Origin of the sequence: Bacillus timonensis (assembly GCF_000285535.1) — a bacterium.
Classification (GTDB): Bacteria; Bacillota; Bacilli; order Bacillales; family Bacillaceae_L; genus Ferdinandcohnia; species Ferdinandcohnia timonensis.
Genome location: NZ_HE610985.1, coordinates 1,293,844 through 1,312,239, shown reverse-complemented (window position 1 = coordinate 1,312,239; position 18,396 = coordinate 1,293,844). Strand labels below are relative to the sequence as shown.

The following is an 18,396-nucleotide window of genomic DNA, read 5'->3' as shown; positions in this document are numbered from 1 at the left end:
GCCTTTTTACTTATTAAGCATTATTTTTTAGTAATTGATCTGCGAAATCTTCGTCATTTGTGTTTGTGGAATTTAATCCATTATTCGTACAGATAAAATCTCCGGTATTAAATGATCCTGACCCTGAGTAGGTCTTCGCTGTATCTTTAGGTGAAACATAGAAGGAGTCACCGAAGTTCACGACTCCACCACCGACATTTACTATTTTTATAGGTCCAACAATAGAGGGCATATAGCGTCATCCTTTAAAAAACATTTTCATGCTATTACTTTATGTGAAAATACAAAATTAGTGAACTATCTTTCAATGGTCTGGTGTTCTAATAATTTTCGAATATGTTTTACTTTAGACTTTGACTCTATCTCTACAGTTGATCCAATCTGGAGTACGGATGAAGAGGAAATACCGAGTATTCTAACAGTATTGACTTTGATAACAGGATTTTGATGGAAAGTATTCATATTTATTTCGTCTTCAATTGTTACTTTGGGGAGCTCCCTTTTAAAAAATGGAAATGCCGAAAAACTTCCTTCATTTGAAAAAAATAATGGGACTTCTTTTTGAAAAGCAAGTGCTTGGGAAAAAGGAGCAATTCTTCTAGTGTCACCAATCTCAACTATACTACTAAACAGAACCGCAGTTATCTGAATATAGTCTACTACCGATAGTCTTTTCAATGTACATCAACTCTCTGGAGCTAGCGGAACAAATGGTCCAATGATTAAAGATTCAGGTGGAGTATCAAAAGCAGAAGCCATAGAAATGGTTTGTGCATCTCCAATAATAAAAACAGCCGATGTTGAAACACCGACAATATCAATATGTCCAACTTGCAATTCCTTATTTACAACGGTAAAGTTCACGTCTCATTCTCCCTTTTCGTGTTTTTTGGCAAATTTTGAATATATCCAGTAACTGAATTTTTGATGTCGTTTTTGATATGGTTGATAATGTTTTGGTACACTTCCGCTTCTCTTGATGGATTTTGTAGCTCTCCATGATATTGACCTAGATAATGGACAATTCGGTCAGGAATTTGTTTCTGAATATCCTCAATGATAAAGCCTGAGTGTCCTTCTTCTATATCCGTTCTTTCCTGATTAGCAATACCTTCAATAAGTACCGGACCCTCATTTGATAAATATTCATCGATATTGTCTTGTATCTCACCAAGTAGTTCTTTATGGACATGCCGAATATCTGGAATGTTCATTTTTCCTTGAGCAACGGAGAAGTCTTCAATTGGTTCCCCATTTAATGGATTTAACCCAATGTTTAAAGTACCTTCTAAAGTTTCAACTTTTAGTTGATCAAATTTATATTCAACTTTCTCAATATGGGTGGATGGTTGCTTCTTTAATTCTCCTATTTCCGTTTGAAGTTGTTGAAGTGATTGCTCTAATTGATTAATCCGTACGTTTTGTTGTTGGATATACTGATACAGATTCTGAATATATGAGGAAGACACACAATGATGATAAGGATACATAGCATTCACCCTTTCTAAAACTCTGTTATAGATTACTCTATGCAGGTAAGAACGATTGGGTGAATGCCCATTATCTTACTCCTGTTGCACCAATTACAGGGGCTACTCCAGCTGTTCCTGATGCGCCGGCTAAAGGAACAGCTGGTGCTTCTAACATATTTTGTTTTGTAATTTGGGGAGCTGGTTTAGTAAAACCCCCTGTATTATACAGATGTGCAGATGGCCGAATAATTCCCGCACTTCCAATTTGTAAGACAGATGAGTTTGCAACACTTCCGACTCTTAACGTTTGGATGCAAATACTTTGATTTATATAAAAATTCATTTGCTTATACCCCCTTAGGCGTTACCGACATTGACACTATCGATTGTATCCACATCATATGAGTTGGTTACACTTTGATTATTAAAGATACGAGTTCCATTCCCAGTATTAAATGAGCCAGCTCCAGCGAATGTTTTGGCAGTAGTAACAGGTGCAATTTGAAAAACATCCCCTACATTCATTACACTGCTATTCCCAATGCTATTTATTTTTATTGCTCCAACAATTGCTGGCATATTGAACACCCTTTAAATATCAAATTAAAAAATATACAAAATAGTAAGTTGCTACATAAAGATGCGATTACGATATTCTATGATAAACACCCAGAAGGTGTGATTTAGGGGATGAGGGAATAACGTGTTAATTCAATTTTTGGAATATTATTCTAGAGATTTCTAGACGCTTCTCTTATAATCAAATAGAGGAAAATTAAAGGAGCTATACGAATGAACAATGAACGATTAACCCCTGTAATGGGAGCGGAGCGAATTCAATCCCTCGATGTTATAAGGGGGCTAGCGATTTTCGGTATTTTCTTCGTGAATATGCCTTCGTTTTTTGCGCCAATTCTTTATTTAAATCCAAAGACATGGTGGACTGGAGAACTGAACCAGTGGACAAATAATTTCATTGATATTTTTGCCCAAGCAAGTTTTTATACGCTGTTTTCGTTTCTTTTCGGATTTGGCATGATTCTGTTTAAGGAAAGAGCACTAGCTAAGGGTTATTCTTTTTATCCATTGATCACAAGAAGATTAATGGTACTTTTACTGTTTGGATGTTTACACGCATTTTTTGTGTGGCATGGTGATATTTTAATTACATATGCCGTAGTAGGGGCAATTTTATTATTGTTTCATAAGGCAAAACCAATCACTTTACTAATCTGGGCACTAGTTCTTATCTTTGTACCAAATTTGTTTTTAGGTGGACTAATGTTTGTAGCGATTATGTTCGAGCCAAGCATAAATTCAGTTCTGTACAATGAGCAGCTTGCACTAAAATCAGTGGAAATTTATTCAACTGGTGGATTCTGGGAGATTACTATTCAGAGATTCCAAGATTGGTATTTCGTGAATAATGTAGCAAGCATCTTTGCTTTAGTGATTACGTTGTTACCGATGTTTCTCTTGGGTGCATTTATCGCCAAGAAAAAATGGTTTGAAGGCCATGACGAGGATGTAAAAAAAGTAAAAATTCTTTGGCTGATTTCCTTTGTAATTGGAGTCCCAATGAAGCTACTACCGTATTTTACAGATAAAAATCCTGCAACAGATTATTTACAAGATACAATTGGAGGTCCGGGTACAGCCTTATTTTATGCAACAACGGTTGTCCTATTAATGAGGGTGCCAATATGGAAAAAACTTTTATCTCCACTAGCTTTTGTTGGAAGACTTTCATTAAGTAATTATCTGTTTCAATCCATAGTTTGCACGCTTTTGTTTTATGGATATGGTTTTGGATTATATGGGAAAATCGAGTTATTTACAGGCTTCCTTCTCACCATCGGCATTTACATTCTGCAAATCATACTAAGCTTCCTTTGGCTGAAAAAATTTAGATTTGGACCATTTGAATGGATTTGGAGAACATTAACTTATGGCATGAAGGTGGACATAAGAAATAAAGCTATTCGCTAATTTGCGAATAGCTTTATTAATTCACCATTTTTAATTTCTTTTGTTTTGTCTTTTGATAAATATTCAATAATTGATCTAGTTCTTGACTACACTTTACTGTCTCCCAAGCAGTAAAGCCGTGCCGATTAGCTAAAGTTGTCATTTTTCGGCGCTTTAATTCAATTGCAATTTTCAACATGAACATTTTCATTTCTCCATTTTTTTAGTACATTTTCTTTATGAACCATTAGACTAAAGTAGTATATACAAGACTTGTACTATTATTATACCTGCCTTTAGAGAGAATAAAACAAGTTCGCTAAAACCTCTTATAATATTGCAAAATAATACAAAGTTCTACAAAAATATAAAAGAGGAATAACAGCAAGTAATATAGAATTCATAAACAGAATACATAAGAGGTGATGATAATGAGGTTAGTAACGGCTGAAAAGAATGGAAAACAATTTATTGGAATTGTAAACGAGCAGATGAACCAAGTAATCGATGTGAATCTCGCTGAAAAGCAAATCGATAACACAACGATAATTCCAGAAACAATGATTGAAGCTATTGCGCAAGGAGATAAGTTTCTTGAGAGGATTCGACAAATTGAAGAGTGGATTCAAGAACATCCTGAGAATGATTGTATTGATTCGATTAGTGATATTACATTAAAGGCACCAATCCCAAGACCAAGCAAAAATATTTTTTGTGTCGGTAAAAATTATGCTGACCATGTCATTGAAATGGGAAGTGCTAAGGATATCCCTGACCATGTCGTAATGTTTACAAAAACACCAACGACAGTTGTCGGTCCAAATGAAATTGTCTTGAACCATAAAAATGTAACAGAGCAACTAGATTATGAAGGTGAACTAGCGGTTGTTATTGGTAGAAAAGGGCGAGGTATTAAAGAGGATGAAGCTTTCGAGTATGTGTTTGGATATACAATCATAAACGATGTTACAGCTCGCGATATTCAATCTAGACATAAGCAATTTTTTCTTGGAAAAAGCTTAGATACGACATGTCCGATGGGACCAATGCTTGTGCATAAATCGTTAATTCCGGATCCAAGTAACTTGTCAGTAAAAACAAAAGTAAATGGTGAGGTAAGACAGTCAGGGAACACGAGTCAGTTAATATTTCCGATTGAAACCATTATATCTGTCATTTCACAAGGTATGACCTTAGAACCCGGTGATATTATCGCAACAGGTACACCTTCTGGAGTTGGTAAAGGCTTTAATCCACCACGCTTTTTAAAGGCAGGAGATTTAATTGAAATTACAATTGACAATCTAGGTACTTTACGAAATAAAATTCAAGAATAATGAAAAGAAGTTTTATGTCACAATTATGACATATTTACTATGTGAACAGTGAAAAAGGATAGATAGAATCTTTTTATTTTTACAATAAACATGCTATGATAATCCCTGAATGAGAAAGGAAAAGGAGGAGTAGTACATGACACATGCACATATCACTTCTTGGGCAGTTGCTATCATTCTATTTGTTATAGCAGCAACAATTCTGAATAAGGCAGGAAAAGAAAAGTCCCAAAAAATTGTAAAAATGGTTTTACGTTTGTTTTATTTATTCATTTTAGTAACTGGTTTTCTTCTATTGTTTAGTGGGGTTACAATTGACGGTGAATACATAGGAAAAGCAATTCTAGGTGTGCTAACGATTGGATTCATGGAAATGATTTTAGCACGTTCAAGTAAAGGGAAATCAAATGGACTATTCTGGATATTGTTCATTGTTGTATTAGGATTAACAATTGGATTAGGAATGAAACTTCCACTAGGAATATGGCATTTCTAAAAATTTTGTGAAAAAGCTGCTGACTAAGGCAGCTTTTTCTCTTTTTTCTGTGTTTTTCGACATAATTTTATGCTATCTTTATGAATAGAAATACATACTTCAACAGTGAAAAAAAGAGTGGTGAATCTCATATTGAGAACCTATAGCATAATTTGTAAAAGTATAAATGAAATTAATGAATTTGTAGAAAAACACCAACTTTCTGCTGAAAAAAATGTACTGATACAACTTTTTTCCAGAACTATAGATGAAAAATTTATACAAGATATAGTGATTAGATTAACTGAATGGTTGCCAGATTCTACAATATTAGGGCCGAACATAAATGAGGAATTCCAGGTTGGAATGATGGAAACGAACAGTGTTGTAATATCCTGTACTGTCTTTCCAGATACAAAACTAATGACGGCCATTCTCTCTCTATCTGAAACAGACGACTTGCATGCGTTTACAGCGTTAACCCAATCCATACATAATTCTTTAAAAGATATAGAGGCTTTTTATGAAAAAAAGGCTGAAGAAAAAATTGCATGCTTAGCCTATTACGATGCAGACACTGGCTTACCAAATCGTTTACATTTTACAAATCAAGTTGAGGAATTTGTACAAAGGTTTAAAAAGAAAAAGAGCAATAATAAATTAGCAGTATTATTTATAGATTTAGATCGGTTTAAAATTATTAACGATACAGTTGGGCATTATGCGGGGGACATTATTTTAAAGGAACTTGCAAATCGAATCAAAAGGATACTTCCAAAAAGAAGTTATCTGGCACGATTTAGTGGTGATAAATTTACCATTCTGATTTCCGATGGTGTTGAAATTGACAAAATTGTTGACCTTGGACAAAGTCTTTTGCAAGATATCTCTAAACCAATCATGTATGAAGCACGTGAGTTCTTTTTAACGGGGAGCATTGGTGCCAGTTTTTACCCAAATGATGGGATTACTACTGAGCTATTATTTAAACATGCGGATACGGCTATGAACCTTGCAAAACATCAAGGCGGCAATAAAATGAAGTTCTATTCAACAGAAATGAATCAACAAGTCTTGTATAAGCTTGAGCTTGAAGGTTATTTACGGAGAGCACTTGAAAAAAAAGAATTTCATTTATGTTATCAGCCTTTGATTGATTTATCTTCAGGAAAGGTTTATGGCACCGAAGCACTCATTAGGTGGGAACATCCAAAATTAGGACTCGTTTCACCTGGAGAATTTATCCCTTTAGCTGAAGAAACAGGTTTGATCCATGAAATTGGAAAATGGGTCTTACGAAAGGCATGTCAGGAAAATAAAAAATGGCATGATATGGGGTATGATTACTTAACAATTTCCGTTAATGTATCGGCTAATCAATTCCAACAAATGAGCTTTATCAATGAGGTAAAGGAAGCCTTATTAGCAACAGGTCTTCCCCCTCAATTTTTAACACTTGAGCTCACAGAAGGTGTGATGCTGCGAAATATTTCACACAGTGTAATTGTCATGAAGGAGTTACAAAAGCTCGGTGTCAAGGTTTCCATTGATGACTTTGGAACAGGTTATTCTTCTTTGAGTTATTTAAAGGACTTGCCCATCAATACCCTAAAAATCGATCGCACCTTTATTAATAACCTTAAGGTCAATACTTCAGATATTGCAATTGTGAAGGCGATTATTACAATGGGGCATGGACTTTCTGTAAAGGTGGTTGCTGAAGGTGTTGAAACCGATGAGCAGATTGCATTACTTAAGGAACTCCAATGTCACTATGCCCAAGGTTTTTATATCGATCGGCCAATGAAGAGTGAGGACTTTGAAAAAGGATTAACTAAACTTAAAGCATTGTAAGAAAAAGAATGGGCGGTTATGTAGACCGCCCATTCTTATTTGCATAGTGTTGAAAGAATTGCCCTTTTCCCATTAGATAACGTAAACTCAAATCGATCCTTTTTAAATTTTCCTCGTGAAAAGTGATGGTGAACGGATAGAATCATTTCCGTATTATCAAACATGATAAAATTCACACCCTCATTTTCTCCACTCTCGACCTGATACATCAATTGATTATGACAATGAATACAATCATATAATGAGAACGAAAGCTTATTTAAAGTTGATGTAAACCGTAAAAATTGGTCCTCGGAAAAACCCTCAAGTAATTCCTTATACGCAAGAGTTAACTTTTTGCGAAAACGGAGGCAATCTCCATTAGATAGTTTATAAAAATAGTCATCCATTTGGATAAGGCCATCCTCAACAAAAATACCTTTTTCCCACCGATTCAGAGTAAAAACTTCAACTTCTTTCCCAATCATTTCTTCAAGCATTGATGCTTCATCTGTTTCAGCATCAAAGAAGATCCATTGGTCATTGATACATTCGGTTGTACCGGTGATAAAAGAGCGTTTCTGTTCATTTATGCTGCCAAGACGTTGTTGTAGATCCAAATCCAATCCTCCATCCATTGCTGTATTATTAACTTTATTAAGTCGAAGTATTGACTGAGTAAAGTTATGCCTTCGGCGAATGCCACGATTTTCAAAAAAAATTTTACGAGTAGTTTCGAAAAAAATCAGGCAGGCAATTACGCCAAGGTGTATTTGATTAGGTATGTTATCCTCTTTTTAGACAAAAGATTGGAATTTTATAACTGTGACTTTTGAGAGAGCAGTTGCTCCTCTTTATTGTTTCCTGCATAAAAAAACAACCTGACGGAATCAGGCTGTTATGTTTGTAGTTTTAGCTGGTGTAATAAATGATTTCTTTTCCCATGCACGAGAACGCCATCTCCAAAGCATGACTATTCCGCGAATCCATTCATCCGCTATAAAGGAAATCCAGACTCCGACTAATCCTAGTTCGAAGTGTATGCCCAAAAAGTATGCTATTGGCACACAAATTCCCCACATCGATAGAATCCCCATATAAACCGGTAATTTAACATCACCAGCCGCCCTTAAGGCGTTAATAAGGACAAGGTTAAAGGCGCGTCCTGGTTCAAGTATAATCGTTAAAAGGATAAGGACGCTACCGGTTTTAATAATGTCATGATTATCTGTAAAGATGGATAAAAGTGGCTCTTTAAAGAATGAGAAAATAACAGCCATTGCTGCAGAAATAAAGATTGCCAGCTTTAAACTTTTTAATGCTCTTTGATATGCATCATTAATTTGTCGGGCACCAATCATTTGTCCAACTAAAATCTGTGTTCCTTGACTTATTGCAATACTAAAAAGAAAAATAAACATCATTAAATTTTGTGCATATACCTTTGTCGTAAGTGCTTGGGTCCCCATAATCGTAATAAAATAAGTGATAATCATCTGGGAAGAGTTATAGGAAAGCTGTTCCCCAGCAGATGGTATTCCAATTTTAAGTAGATTTTGCAGATGTTCTTTTGGTAAAGTGAAAATCTTTTTAAATGGAAGCCCATGATTTACGCGTTTTATAAGAAGATAGGTAATAACAAGTAACCCAATTAATCTACTAAAAGACGTTGAAATCGCAACCCCTTCGACTCCGAGAACTGGCAATCCAAACGGGCCAAATATAAAAATGTAATTCCCGACGATGTTCAAAATATTCATGCCAATTGTTACGTACATGGTGTCTCTAGTAAATCCATAGCTTCGAATGACAGCACCAATAGTCATAATAAGGGCCTGGAGGAAAGAAAAAAGACCCACAATTCGAAGATAGCTGTCTGCTTCATCTAATAATTCAATAGGCAAATCCATTAATAATAAAAGCTTCTTGCTCAAGATAAAAACGATTAGACTCAAAACAATACTGAACGCGAGGTTAGCAAAGATGGATACAACTGCAACCTCAGCTGCACTTTTTTCATTATTAGCACCAAAATGCTGAGCAACTAAAACAGACGTACCAGTTGCAACAAACCCAAACATGACAATAATTAATGACAAGATTTGATTTGAAACTCCGACTGCTGCAACCGAGTTGTCGGAATACATACTTAGCATAAGTGTATCGGCATTACCCATCAACATATGTAGTAATAATTCAATAAAAATGGGCCATGTCAAAGCAAACAATGTTAACTTTTTCGTATTTATAGAAGTATCCAAGCTGTCAACTCCTTTAGGATCCTGAATGAAAACTCCTTTAGTTTACCACAGAATCTGGAAAGAAAGAATATATATTTTTTTAGAAAAAGTTTCGTTTATTTACTAAAATATAAGGTTAATAAATTTGTACAAAATATGAACAAACGCTTGTTATATTTGACTTTTGAGAAGGGAAAAGGTTACTTTAATCTATGATAGTACAATGATGATGGGAGTTAAATGATGAAGAAAAAGATATACATAGTAGCTTTACTTATTTTATTACTGCTTTTTGTAGCCACCCCTGTTTTTGCAGCATCCAATATGTCAATTGAGGAAGAAAGCATTTATTACATCGTGGTAGATCGTTTCAATAATGGAGACAGTACAAATGATCTAGATGTGGACCGTACCAATCCAACATCCTATCATGGAGGCGACATCCAAGGGATTACGAGTAGGCTTGATTACCTAAAGGATATGGGATTTACTTCGATTTTAATATCACCTGTCTTTGAAAATAATTCGACGACCTTTTATCCTTATATGGTAAAAGACAGACGTGAAATCAATAAGCATTTTGGTACATCTGAAGATTTACAAACATTGGTAACCGAAGCCCATGAAAGAGAAATGAAGATTATTCTTGATCTTGGCATTGAATCAAATGCCGGTTCTTTAGATGATGAAATAGTAGGTGCTGCAAGATGGTGGGTTCAAGAGACCAATATAGATGGATATAAAATAAATCTTGTTGATGGGGTTTCACCGCAATTTATCACTTCACTATCTACTGCTCTTAAAGCGGAAAAAGAAGACTTTATCCTAATTGGAGAATCTTCAAGTAAGAGCCATTTACAAGATCTTGAAACAGCTGGTCTTGATTCCATTCTTAATACTTTGCCATATGAAGGTATCACAAGTTTTAGTGTGCCAGACCAAGATTTTAATGATGTGGAACAGGTCTGGAAGCAGGATCAAGCTTTTAAAAATCCAAATTCTTTAATCAAATTCATTGATAACACGAATACAGTTCGATTTACTTATTTTGCTACTGAAGCAAACGAGCATCCGGCTCCACGAATTAAATCTGCATTAACGTACTTGTATACAACACCTGGAATTCCAATGGTTTTCTATGGTACGGAAATTGCGTTAAATGGTAGCGAGCCACCAGACAATCTTGGGTTGATGGATTTTCGTACCGACCAAGAGTTAGTTGAATATATTACTTTACTTTCAAAGGTACGTGCAGGTGTACCTGCATTAACAAAAGGTACAATTGAATTGGTGAAAAATGAAGCAGGTTTGCTTGTTTTTAAAAGAGAGTATGAAGGGCAAACGGCATTTGTTGCAATTAATAATACGACGAAAACACAAAGTTTTACCTTAACGACTGATCAGGTTGGGGAAGGTAAGGAGTTAACTGGACTGATAACTGAAGATCTCATTCGACCTACAGAGGATGAATTTCATGTTGTGGTGAATCGTGATATCTCAGAAGTATTTCTCGTTCGGGACACTACGAAAATTACTATACACTATTCGTTGCTGTATTTATCGTACCAGTGTTAATGATTGGCTTCATTTATTTAAATAAAAGACGACATGGGAATGCCAAACCAAAATAGAAACAAGCATCATCCGGTGAGGGATGATGCTTTCTTTTACCCATTAACGATTTCTCCACCGTTCACGTGAAGTATTTGTCCTGACATATAGGAAGCGTCATCACTTGCTAAAAAAATGTAACTTGGTGCTACCTCCTCAGGTTGTCCTGGTCGCTTCATTGGCGTTGTCGAGCCAAATTTCGCAACTTGATCACTTGGGAAAGTGGATGGAATAAGTGGTGTCCAAATCGGGCCAGGTGCCACTCCATTTACCCGAATTCCTTTTCCAATTAATTGCATGGAGAGTGAGCGTGTAAATGAAACAACGGCCCCTTTTGTTGCTGAATAATCAATCAGCTGCTCATTGCCCTTATATGCGGTTACTGAAGCTGTATTAATAATCGAACTACCCTGTTTTAAGTGGGGAAGAGCAGCTTTTGTTAAATAAAAATAAGAAAAAATATTGGTTCGGAATGTTTTTTCTAGCTGTTCAGATGAAATATTGGCAATGCTCTTTTGTGGATGTTGTTCAGCTGCATTATTGACTAAAATATCTAGCTGTCCAAATGTATCAATTGTTTTCTTTATAATCTCTTCGCAAAACTCTTCTTTTCCGATATCACCGGATAAAAGCAAACATTTCTGTCCTTCTTCTTCAATTTGACGCTTTGTTTCCTTCGCATCTTCATGCTCTTCTAAATAAACGATGACAACATTTGCGCCTTCTTTCGCAAAATGAATCGCAACTGCTTTACCAATTCCACTATCACCACCAGTAATGATGGCAACTTTATTATTAAGTTTATTGCTGCCTTGATAGGAATGATCTTCCGAGACTGGTTTTGGTACCATTTCAGTTTCTGTTCCAGGCTGGTGATTTTGATGTTGCGGGGGTAAGACTTGTTTTTCTTGATTATTAGACAAACTAAACACCTCTTTTTATGTTGTAAATGTACGTTACTTACTTTTTAATAAATGTGTCTTGAATATACATTCGGTCCAATTATTAAGTAAAAATAAAAAATTAAATAGCCTTCCAGAACATCCTTTATAATGAAAATAGATTGAAAGAGGGGTTATCCATGGAAAAACCTGAAAATATTTTACTTGTTGAAGATGATAAAGAAATTGCCCGTATTGTTTGTGACCATTTACGGAAAGAAGGCTATACCGTGACATGGGCATCTACAGGAAAAGAAGGGTGGGAGGATTTTAAGGAGGTTCAATATGACCTTGTCTTAATTGATTTAATGCTTCCTGAAATGGACGGGTATACATTATGTAAAACCATTCGATTGGAAAGTGAAATTCCACTTCTCATTTTAAGTGCACGAAATGAGGAAGAAAGCAAAATAAAAGGCTTAAATCTTGGCGCAGATGATTATGTTACGAAGCCATTTAGTCTTGAGGAATTAAGTGCTAGAATTAGCTCCCATTTAAGACGGTATAGAAGATATAACAATAAAATAGCCAATGACAATCGCATCCATTATATGAAAGGACTGACAATCGATTTCACGAATGACCTTGTATATTTAGATGGGGATATTATCCAAATGAGTTCCAAAGAAAGAGAATTACTGTTCTTGTTAGCAAAAAATCCATTACAAACCTTTTCGAAGACAGAAATCTACGAGCATATTTGGCAGCAGGAAGATGTCGATGGAAATAATACAGTCACTGTTCATATTAAAAGCTTGCGTACAAAATTAGGGGACGCAACACGCTCCGCAAAGTATATCCAAACAGTGTGGGGTGTCGGTTATCGTTTTATAGGAGAGCAAAGCGTATGAAAATTAAACAATGGCTGTTGGTCAGTTTCTTTATCGTGATGCTACTTCCAGTTGTGGCGCTTTACATCTTATATGTCAGTTTAAGTAATCTAGATGAAAAGCAAGCATTTGTTGAATACGTTGAGATGACTAATAAGATGGAAGAGATTGAGTCACAGCTTTTAGATCCTAAATTATATGAACTTCAACCAAAAGAACAGTTTGAGACAGTTCAAGCTCTGACTAACGAATCTATCAAAATAACATTATATCGATCAGATGGTGTTGTTGTATATTCTAGTTTGCCTAGTCTAGGTTCATATGGGTTTTCAACGATAAATATTGAACAAGTATATAGAAATCTAAATGATCTTCAAAAGAATTCTCGTACCTTTACTTTAAAAAAGCCAGTCGTTGCTAATGGTGATGTCATTGGAATTTTTGAAATTTCGATTGCGAGGGAGGCTTGGATTGAAGGGGTAACGAATCGCTACATGCTTTTAGGAGTATTCTTCAGTATTTTTATTATCTTACTCTATATCATTGTAGTGATACTATTAAACCGAAAATTGAATCGACCTTTAAGCTATTTGCAGGCACAAATGACAGCTTTTGCAAATGGAGAGAAACTATCTAATCAGACACGGGAATCAAATGATGAAATAGGGGATTTAATAAAACATTTTTGGAAAATGAAAGCACAGATTGATCAAACGCAAGAGGCTCTAGCTGTTCAACAAAAGGAAAAAGAATTTATTGTAGCATCATTATCACATGATTTAAAAACACCATTAACGGTTATTCGTGCCTATACTGAGGCATTACAAAATGATATAACACTTTCCGAACATGAAAGGAAAGAATATAAAGAGATTTTATTTGAGAAGCTCGAATATATGAAACGAATGCTTGATGACTTGACCATGTATACCGCGTTACAATCCTCTAAACAACAAGCTGAGCTTGTTGAGGTTGATGGGGAAGAGTATTTTGACATGCTATTATCTGGATATGACGAACCGTGTAATCGACGAGGGATCTCACTACTGGTTACACAATTTGTAGAAAAGTCTTATAAGCTGGATCCGAAGCAAATGGTTAGGGTCGTAGATAACATAATGGGTAATGCGATTCGACATACGGAAAAAGGGAATCGGATTTGGCTTGCTGCCATTTCAAGTGACACCAAATTACCAGAATGGGTATTTAAAGAATTTTATAATGACATTGAGGTTTGGAGAAAGAACGGTACAGTTATCTTGATTCAAAACGAGGGAAAAGGAATCCCAAAAGAACATATAAACAGAGTCTTTCAACCATTTTATCAGGCAGAAGGTGCTAGAAATAATGGGGGAAGTTCTGGGCTTGGACTAAGTATTTCAAAAATGTTAATGGAACAACAAAATGGAAAAATTGGAATCTGGTCAGCGAAGAAAGAAGGAACATTACTTGCTTGCTGGATTGAGGAAGGAAGGAAATAACTTGAGAAAAAAACTAGTCGTACTAAGTGCTATTTTATTAACTGGCCTGTTATCGGCCTGTAAGGGGGATATGGCTGTGTCATCTGAAGGAATTGTCACAAAAGTCTTATCGGCAAAGGAAAGTAAGCTTTCTTATTATGGAGAGGGTGTCATAAAACTTACGACAGATGGAGAGGTCACTGAAAATGCTAGTTTTAAAGAGTATGCTGCAGAAGACGGTAAACGGAAAATCATTACAACAGGTGATACAAATGATCTTGAAGCATATGTGTTAAACGACGGAAACCAAGTTATTTCCTATGAAACAGGGAGTGAAACAGCTTTTAGTATCGATATAACAGAAGAGGATAACCCGTTACTAGAAGCCTCACCTAAAGAACAACTCATGACGATGCTAGAAGCTATTAAAAAAACTCATGAATATAAAATAGTTGGTGAAGAAAAAATTTTGGATTTAAATGTTTATCATATAAAGGCAACACCAAATACAGATTCTAATTTATTTGGGGAAGTTGAACTTTGGATTGATCAAAAAACATGGTTTGTAGTGAAATCTGTTTCGGTTGTTGAAGAAATAAAATCTGAATTTGAATACAAGGTACTCGATTTTTCACCTGACTTTAAGGAGGATACCTTCACATTAGATATACCTGAAAATGTGACGATTACCCCAATTGAATCAAATCTTGAGCCTTCCTTTGGGTCACTTGAAGATGCGCAAGCGGCATTAGAACAACCATTCCTTGTTTTCTCAGGAGAAGACATGGAGGTCGAAAATGTTGAAATAGTAAATCTTCAAGGAATAGTCAATCGTCCAGAGATCACTGTTTATTATTTTAACGAGGGAATCCCTTCAGTATTAGTTTCAACCTTTCCAACTCCCGAAGAAGCAGGAACGGAAATTAAACCTGGAGAATGGCAAGTTCGTGGTCAAAATGCAGAATATGATGATTTCATCAACGCTTTAAGTTGGGATGAAAATGGTCTACGTTATACTATCCTTATTCAGAACCCAGATCTTCAATTAGAAGCGGTGCTCAAAATGACGGAGAATATGAAACTGAATAATGAAATGTAGGTGGAAACTTTGCTACCAAATTGGTATGAAATCCTGTTGTATATTTTACTAGGTGCTGGAATCCAATTAATAGGATCAGTAGTGGAAAAGATAAATAAAAAAGTGGGAACTACAATTGAAATCATTCTCGCCTTACTAGCAATAGGATTTGTGTTTTATCAACTTCCATTTATGGATGGTTTTATCTATATTGCGTTTATCTCAAGTGGATATTTCCTTGCAATCTCTTTAACTACCGGTAACGAAAAACGAATTGAAATTGAAAAAGAATTACGCAAAGTAAAAGTAGAAAAAGTCTCTTTAGAACGTGATTTGAAACGGATTGCATCAGACTTGTTGATAACTGGATTTGTTGTGATTGGTGCAATCCTATTTTATATTTTTGGCCCGGAGTATAGCCCTTTAAAATATATTGTTGTCCTTGGTTTTATTAGTACATTTACAGAAGTAATAAAGCGAATCGGTACTTTTATAACAGTAGCAGTATTTTATGACAACGAAGAAAAACAGATTTATCTCACATCATACTTTGAGTCTCGGAAACTTCCAATTGAAGATTTGGAGGAAGTGAAACTTGAAACAAATGTAGACCTATTAAAACTCCACCCACTATTAACCATGTTTTCATCAAATGCAGATTTTACAACAAGCTTTCAAAAGGTACTAATGCTATCTGTACCTGGCGAGACGGTTTATCTAACAATTCACAAACCAGAAAAATGGAAAAAAGTATTTGAGGAATTGATGAAGGTTGAAGCAAAAGAGATGGAACTACAGCAGGTTTTACCGGTTTGGCATCGAAAAAATATAAAGCGTTTAATTGGAAAGCTCTATTTCGCGTCAACGGTAAAAGGTGTTTCTGCCTACACAGGTCTACTCCTACTCCTATACTACTTTAAAGTACAGCCTTGGATTATGGTAACCGTAGCATTAGCATACTGGGGTTTCAATCTTTATATATCTGATAGAGTTTTAAAAGTAGCGATGGATGCAAAAGAAACGAAAAATCCGCAATTAATTCAAATTTCTCAACGGATTTTTGAGAGAGCTGGTGCACCAAATATTCGTGTATATGAGACGGATAGTTCCGAATACAACGGTCTAGCAACAGGTTTGAATATCGGTAAGTCAATGGTAACCTTAACAAGCGCTACTTTAAAGTTACCGACTGAGGCGATTGAAGGTATCCTTGCTCATGAGGCAATCCATGTGAAAAAGCGTGATGTGCTGTGGGGCCAACTTTGTAGATTAGGCTACCTTTTGATTTTGATTGTAATTGTTATATTGCTTCAAAAAAATATAACAAATATAGAGGAGCACAAGATATCAATCTTTTTATTAGTATTTTTCTTAACGATTTTCTATTCTGTTTTTCAGTCTTTTTGTTCACAATGGATGGAGGTTCGTGCTGATCATCTCGGTGCATCCCTTCTTGGTGGCGGAAGTAAACAAATGTCAAATAGTTTAATAGCTTTATCAGAGAAACAGGATGAAGCGATAAATAAATCACTTTCATATAGTACAGTTCTTAAAGACAAGGATGAGAAAACTAAGTCGTCGATTGAGCGGGATTCACTACTATGGAGGTTTATTGAATTTCAGTTCATGCTTCATCCGCCGATGTATTGGAGAGTCCAAACGTTAAAAGAAAATGAAGAAGGCTGGGGGAAAAGGATTCGAAATCGTTGGATAGTTGACAGAGTAAAGGAATCCGTATTGAGTTAAAAGGAGTGAAATTGTGAAAATCGCGAAGGTATTATTTGTTCTTGGCGCACTAGTATTTCCATTAGGCATATATTTATCGTCGTATAGCCCAGTTGGGGTGGTGTTAGCAATTGTGGGCGGACTAACAATATTCTTAAGTACTCCGGCTATACAATCATAGATAAAAGGAGTTAGGTAAATGGACTTCCTGAATGTAAATGATTGGATAACCCCGACGAACCCGTACGCATCATTCTTTTTTGATTGGTGTTTACGATTCTGGTTGGATTGGTTGTTTGGATAGATACGAGGAGATTCAAAATATTTCTTATAGTGTTATTCAGCGGAAGCATTGTATCAATAGTTGGCGTGATAGTATTACAAGTTTTTGGATATTACTGAGTTTATGTGAGGAGACTTTCCCTAGTAAGGGAGGTCTTCTTTTGTTTTAGTAGGTTTTTAATGAATGATGCGGATGATAAGTGCATTTCCATATTCATCCAGAATTCTTGGTATATAAGGTGTTTATGATGTTGGTATTACCATAGTCATCCAGATGCCTTGGTATAAAAAGTGTATATGATGTTGGTATTTCTATAATTATCCAAAAGCATTGGAATAAAAGGATTTTATGACGTGGGTATTTCCATAATCATCCAAAAGTCTGAGCGTGAAAAGTGACTTTTTCCATATTCACCCAATACCCTTGGAAAAATGTTATTTATGATATGTTTATTTCCATGTTTTTCAATAAGTCCTACCATATACAAGAATTCTCTATGATCCATTGACACGTTTATAGGATACTCGAAGGTCTTGCGCCAAGGCTGCAGCTATTAAAAAGGAATTCGTCAGCTTTTAAAGAAATAGTTATTATTATTGATTTTAGATGGAGGTTCCTATGAAAATAAAAATAAGACCTGCTACAAAAAAGATGCTAAACAGTTAATCGAACACACCAGAGTCGTTCTTACCGAGTCAACCTACATGCTTACTACACCAGAGGAGTTTACCACCACTGCTGAGGAAGAAGAAAAATGGATAGAGGAACATGCAAAGCCTGGGAATCTAATTATAGTAGCGGAAACCGATGGTAAAATTGTCGGTAATTTAAATTTTCAAACGTCGAAAAGGAAGCGACTCGCTCATTTAGGTTATTTTGGGATAAGTATTCAAAAAGCTTACTGTAATCAGGGAATTGGTAGTAACCTAATGAAATATTTGATGGATTGGGCACAAAAAGAGCCAGGACTTGAAAAAGTATGTCTTGAAGTATTCTCTCATAATGAAAGGGCACTCCACTTATACAAAAAGTTTGGTTTCAAAGAGGAAGGTAGAAAGGTTAGATTTGTTAAGTTCGGTGAAACACATTATGAAGATGAAATCATTATGTATAAATTTGTAAAATAGCTGCATGAATATGTTA

General features: G+C 35.5%; 21 protein-coding genes. 11 read left to right on the top strand and 10 right to left on the bottom strand.

The annotated features are described in order from the left end of the window. Positions 1 to 13: 13 nt before the first annotated feature. The 6 genes from BTHG_RS06875 to BTHG_RS06850 form a co-directional block, all read right to left on the bottom strand. The gene (locus BTHG_RS06875; RefSeq protein WP_010283446.1) at positions 14 to 232 is read right to left on the bottom strand and encodes a spore germination protein; all 219 of its coding nucleotides are present in this window, start codon (positions 230 to 232) and stop codon (positions 14 to 16) included. A gap of 65 nt (positions 233 to 297) precedes the next feature. Further along, on the bottom strand, positions 298 to 678 hold the full coding sequence (locus BTHG_RS24425; protein ID WP_010283445.1) for a spore germination protein GerPE: 381 nt from the start codon (positions 676 to 678) through the stop codon (positions 298 to 300). Positions 679 to 684: 6 nt separating this feature from the next. Further along, on the bottom strand, positions 685 to 864 hold the full coding sequence (locus BTHG_RS06865) for a germination protein GerPD (RefSeq protein ID WP_010283444.1): 180 nt from the start codon (positions 862 to 864) through the stop codon (positions 685 to 687). Beyond that, a complete protein-coding gene (gerPC, locus tag BTHG_RS06860; RefSeq protein ID WP_010283443.1) occupies positions 861 to 1,490 on the bottom strand; it encodes a spore germination protein GerPC in 630 nt (209 codons plus the stop codon). Before gerPC ends, BTHG_RS06865 begins: the two co-directional genes overlap by 4 nt. A gap of 70 nt (positions 1,491 to 1,560) precedes the next feature. Beyond that, the gene (locus tag BTHG_RS06855; RefSeq protein ID WP_010283442.1) at positions 1,561 to 1,815 is read right to left on the bottom strand and encodes a spore germination protein GerPB; all 255 of its coding nucleotides are present in this window, start codon (positions 1,813 to 1,815) and stop codon (positions 1,561 to 1,563) included. A 14-nt stretch (positions 1,816 to 1,829) separates the two neighbouring features. Further along, positions 1,830 to 2,051 (bottom strand): spore germination protein, encoded by a 222-nt coding sequence (locus BTHG_RS06850; RefSeq protein ID WP_010283441.1) that lies wholly within the window; start codon positions 2,049 to 2,051, stop codon positions 1,830 to 1,832. 213 nt (positions 2,052 to 2,264) lie between these two features. On the opposite strand from BTHG_RS06850, the gene BTHG_RS06845 reads away from it, so the two are divergent. After that, a complete protein-coding gene (locus BTHG_RS06845; protein WP_010283440.1) occupies positions 2,265 to 3,461 on the top strand; it encodes a DUF418 domain-containing protein in 1,197 nt (398 codons plus the stop codon). Positions 3,462 to 3,477: 16 nt separating this feature from the next. Here the strand turns inward: BTHG_RS06845 and BTHG_RS26160 are convergent, their stop codons facing one another. Continuing rightward, on the bottom strand, positions 3,478 to 3,645 hold the full coding sequence (locus BTHG_RS26160; protein ID WP_010283439.1) for an aspartyl-phosphate phosphatase Spo0E family protein: 168 nt from the start codon (positions 3,643 to 3,645) through the stop codon (positions 3,478 to 3,480). Positions 3,646 to 3,871: 226 nt separating this feature from the next. Between BTHG_RS26160 and BTHG_RS06835 the strand changes: the two genes are divergently transcribed. The 3 genes from BTHG_RS06835 to BTHG_RS24420 all read left to right on the top strand — a co-directional run bounded on the left by BTHG_RS06835 (position 3,872) and on the right by BTHG_RS24420 (position 7,106). Then, complete coding sequence (locus BTHG_RS06835) at positions 3,872 to 4,777, top strand: fumarylacetoacetate hydrolase family protein (protein WP_010283438.1); 906 nt, start codon at positions 3,872 to 3,874, stop codon at positions 4,775 to 4,777. Between the two features lie 136 nt (positions 4,778 to 4,913). Further along, complete coding sequence (locus tag BTHG_RS06830) at positions 4,914 to 5,273, top strand: YisL family protein (protein ID WP_010283437.1); 360 nt, start codon at positions 4,914 to 4,916, stop codon at positions 5,271 to 5,273. Between the two features lie 132 nt (positions 5,274 to 5,405). After that, positions 5,406 to 7,106, top strand: a complete 1,701-nt coding sequence (locus BTHG_RS24420; RefSeq protein ID WP_010283436.1) for a putative bifunctional diguanylate cyclase/phosphodiesterase — start codon at positions 5,406 to 5,408, stop codon at positions 7,104 to 7,106. Between the two features lie 35 nt (positions 7,107 to 7,141). Here the strand turns inward: BTHG_RS24420 and BTHG_RS06820 are convergent, their stop codons facing one another. Both BTHG_RS06820 and BTHG_RS06815 read right to left on the bottom strand, forming a co-directional pair. After that, complete coding sequence (locus BTHG_RS06820; protein WP_010283435.1) at positions 7,142 to 7,705, bottom strand: DUF2777 domain-containing protein; 564 nt, start codon at positions 7,703 to 7,705, stop codon at positions 7,142 to 7,144. 270 nt (positions 7,706 to 7,975) lie between these two features. Next, the gene (locus BTHG_RS06815; RefSeq protein ID WP_010283434.1) at positions 7,976 to 9,346 is read right to left on the bottom strand and encodes an MATE family efflux transporter; all 1,371 of its coding nucleotides are present in this window, start codon (positions 9,344 to 9,346) and stop codon (positions 7,976 to 7,978) included. A gap of 222 nt (positions 9,347 to 9,568) precedes the next feature. Here BTHG_RS06815 and BTHG_RS06810 point away from each other — a divergent pair, with 222 nt between their 5' ends. Next, positions 9,569 to 10,900 carry an alpha-amylase family glycosyl hydrolase gene (locus BTHG_RS06810; protein WP_010283433.1) on the top strand — a complete coding sequence of 444 codons (1,332 nt, stop codon included), beginning with the start codon at positions 9,569 to 9,571 and terminating at the stop codon, positions 10,898 to 10,900. Between the two features lie 92 nt (positions 10,901 to 10,992). Here the strand turns inward: BTHG_RS06810 and BTHG_RS06805 are convergent, their stop codons facing one another. Continuing rightward, positions 10,993 to 11,859 carry an SDR family oxidoreductase gene (locus tag BTHG_RS06805; RefSeq protein ID WP_010283432.1) on the bottom strand — a complete coding sequence of 289 codons (867 nt, stop codon included), beginning with the start codon at positions 11,857 to 11,859 and terminating at the stop codon, positions 10,993 to 10,995. Positions 11,860 to 12,017: 158 nt separating this feature from the next. Here BTHG_RS06805 and BTHG_RS06800 point away from each other — a divergent pair, with 158 nt between their 5' ends. The 6 genes from BTHG_RS06800 (at position 12,018) to BTHG_RS06775 (ending at position 18,380) form a co-directional block, all read left to right on the top strand. Beyond that, a complete protein-coding gene (locus tag BTHG_RS06800) occupies positions 12,018 to 12,728 on the top strand; it encodes a response regulator transcription factor (protein WP_010283431.1) in 711 nt (236 codons plus the stop codon). Further along, complete coding sequence (locus BTHG_RS06795; protein ID WP_010283430.1) at positions 12,725 to 14,188, top strand: sensor histidine kinase; 1,464 nt, start codon at positions 12,725 to 12,727, stop codon at positions 14,186 to 14,188. The genes BTHG_RS06800 and BTHG_RS06795 overlap by 4 nt, the downstream gene beginning before the upstream one ends. A 1-nt stretch (position 14,189) precedes the next feature. Then, positions 14,190 to 15,266 (top strand): LolA family protein, encoded by a 1,077-nt coding sequence (locus BTHG_RS06790; protein WP_148361149.1) that lies wholly within the window; start codon positions 14,190 to 14,192, stop codon positions 15,264 to 15,266. 9 nt (positions 15,267 to 15,275) lie between these two features. Then, positions 15,276 to 16,991 (top strand): M56 family metallopeptidase, encoded by a 1,716-nt coding sequence (locus BTHG_RS06785; RefSeq protein WP_010283428.1) that lies wholly within the window; start codon positions 15,276 to 15,278, stop codon positions 16,989 to 16,991. Positions 16,992 to 17,004: 13 nt separating this feature from the next. Continuing rightward, entirely contained in the window at positions 17,005 to 17,151 is a 147-nt protein-coding gene (locus BTHG_RS26695; RefSeq protein ID WP_157256138.1) for a hypothetical protein, read from the top strand. 698 nt (positions 17,152 to 17,849) lie between these two features. Next, positions 17,850 to 18,380: a GNAT family N-acetyltransferase gene (locus BTHG_RS06775; protein ID WP_010283427.1), complete on the top strand. Its 531-nt coding sequence runs from the start codon at positions 17,850 to 17,852 to the stop codon at positions 18,378 to 18,380. Positions 18,381 to 18,396 lie beyond the last annotated feature (16 nt).

What these genes read in the sequence shown, in the direction of transcription:
- BTHG_RS06875 (WP_010283446.1), bottom strand. Translation starts at nt 232, where the DNA reads ATGCCCTCTATTGTTGGACCTATAAAAATAGTAAATGTCGGTGGTGGA.
- gerPC (WP_010283443.1), bottom strand. Translation starts at nt 1,490, where the DNA reads ATGTATCCTTATCATCATTGTGTGTCTTCCTCATATATTCAGAATCTG.
- BTHG_RS06855 (WP_010283442.1), bottom strand. Translation starts at nt 1,815, where the DNA reads ATGAATTTTTATATAAATCAAAGTATTTGCATCCAAACGTTAAGAGTC.
- BTHG_RS06850 (WP_010283441.1), bottom strand. Translation starts at nt 2,051, where the DNA reads ATGCCAGCAATTGTTGGAGCAATAAAAATAAATAGCATTGGGAATAGC.
- BTHG_RS06845 (WP_010283440.1), top strand. Translation starts at nt 2,265, where the DNA reads ATGAACAATGAACGATTAACCCCTGTAATGGGAGCGGAGCGAATTCAA.
- BTHG_RS26160 (WP_010283439.1), bottom strand. Translation starts at nt 3,645, where the DNA reads ATGTTCATGTTGAAAATTGCAATTGAATTAAAGCGCCGAAAAATGACA.
- BTHG_RS06835 (WP_010283438.1), top strand. Translation starts at nt 3,872, where the DNA reads ATGAGGTTAGTAACGGCTGAAAAGAATGGAAAACAATTTATTGGAATT.
- BTHG_RS06830 (WP_010283437.1), top strand. Translation starts at nt 4,914, where the DNA reads ATGACACATGCACATATCACTTCTTGGGCAGTTGCTATCATTCTATTT.
- BTHG_RS06810 (WP_010283433.1), top strand. Translation starts at nt 9,569, where the DNA reads ATGAAGAAAAAGATATACATAGTAGCTTTACTTATTTTATTACTGCTT.
- BTHG_RS06800 (WP_010283431.1), top strand. Translation starts at nt 12,018, where the DNA reads ATGGAAAAACCTGAAAATATTTTACTTGTTGAAGATGATAAAGAAATT.
- BTHG_RS06795 (WP_010283430.1), top strand. Translation starts at nt 12,725, where the DNA reads ATGAAAATTAAACAATGGCTGTTGGTCAGTTTCTTTATCGTGATGCTA.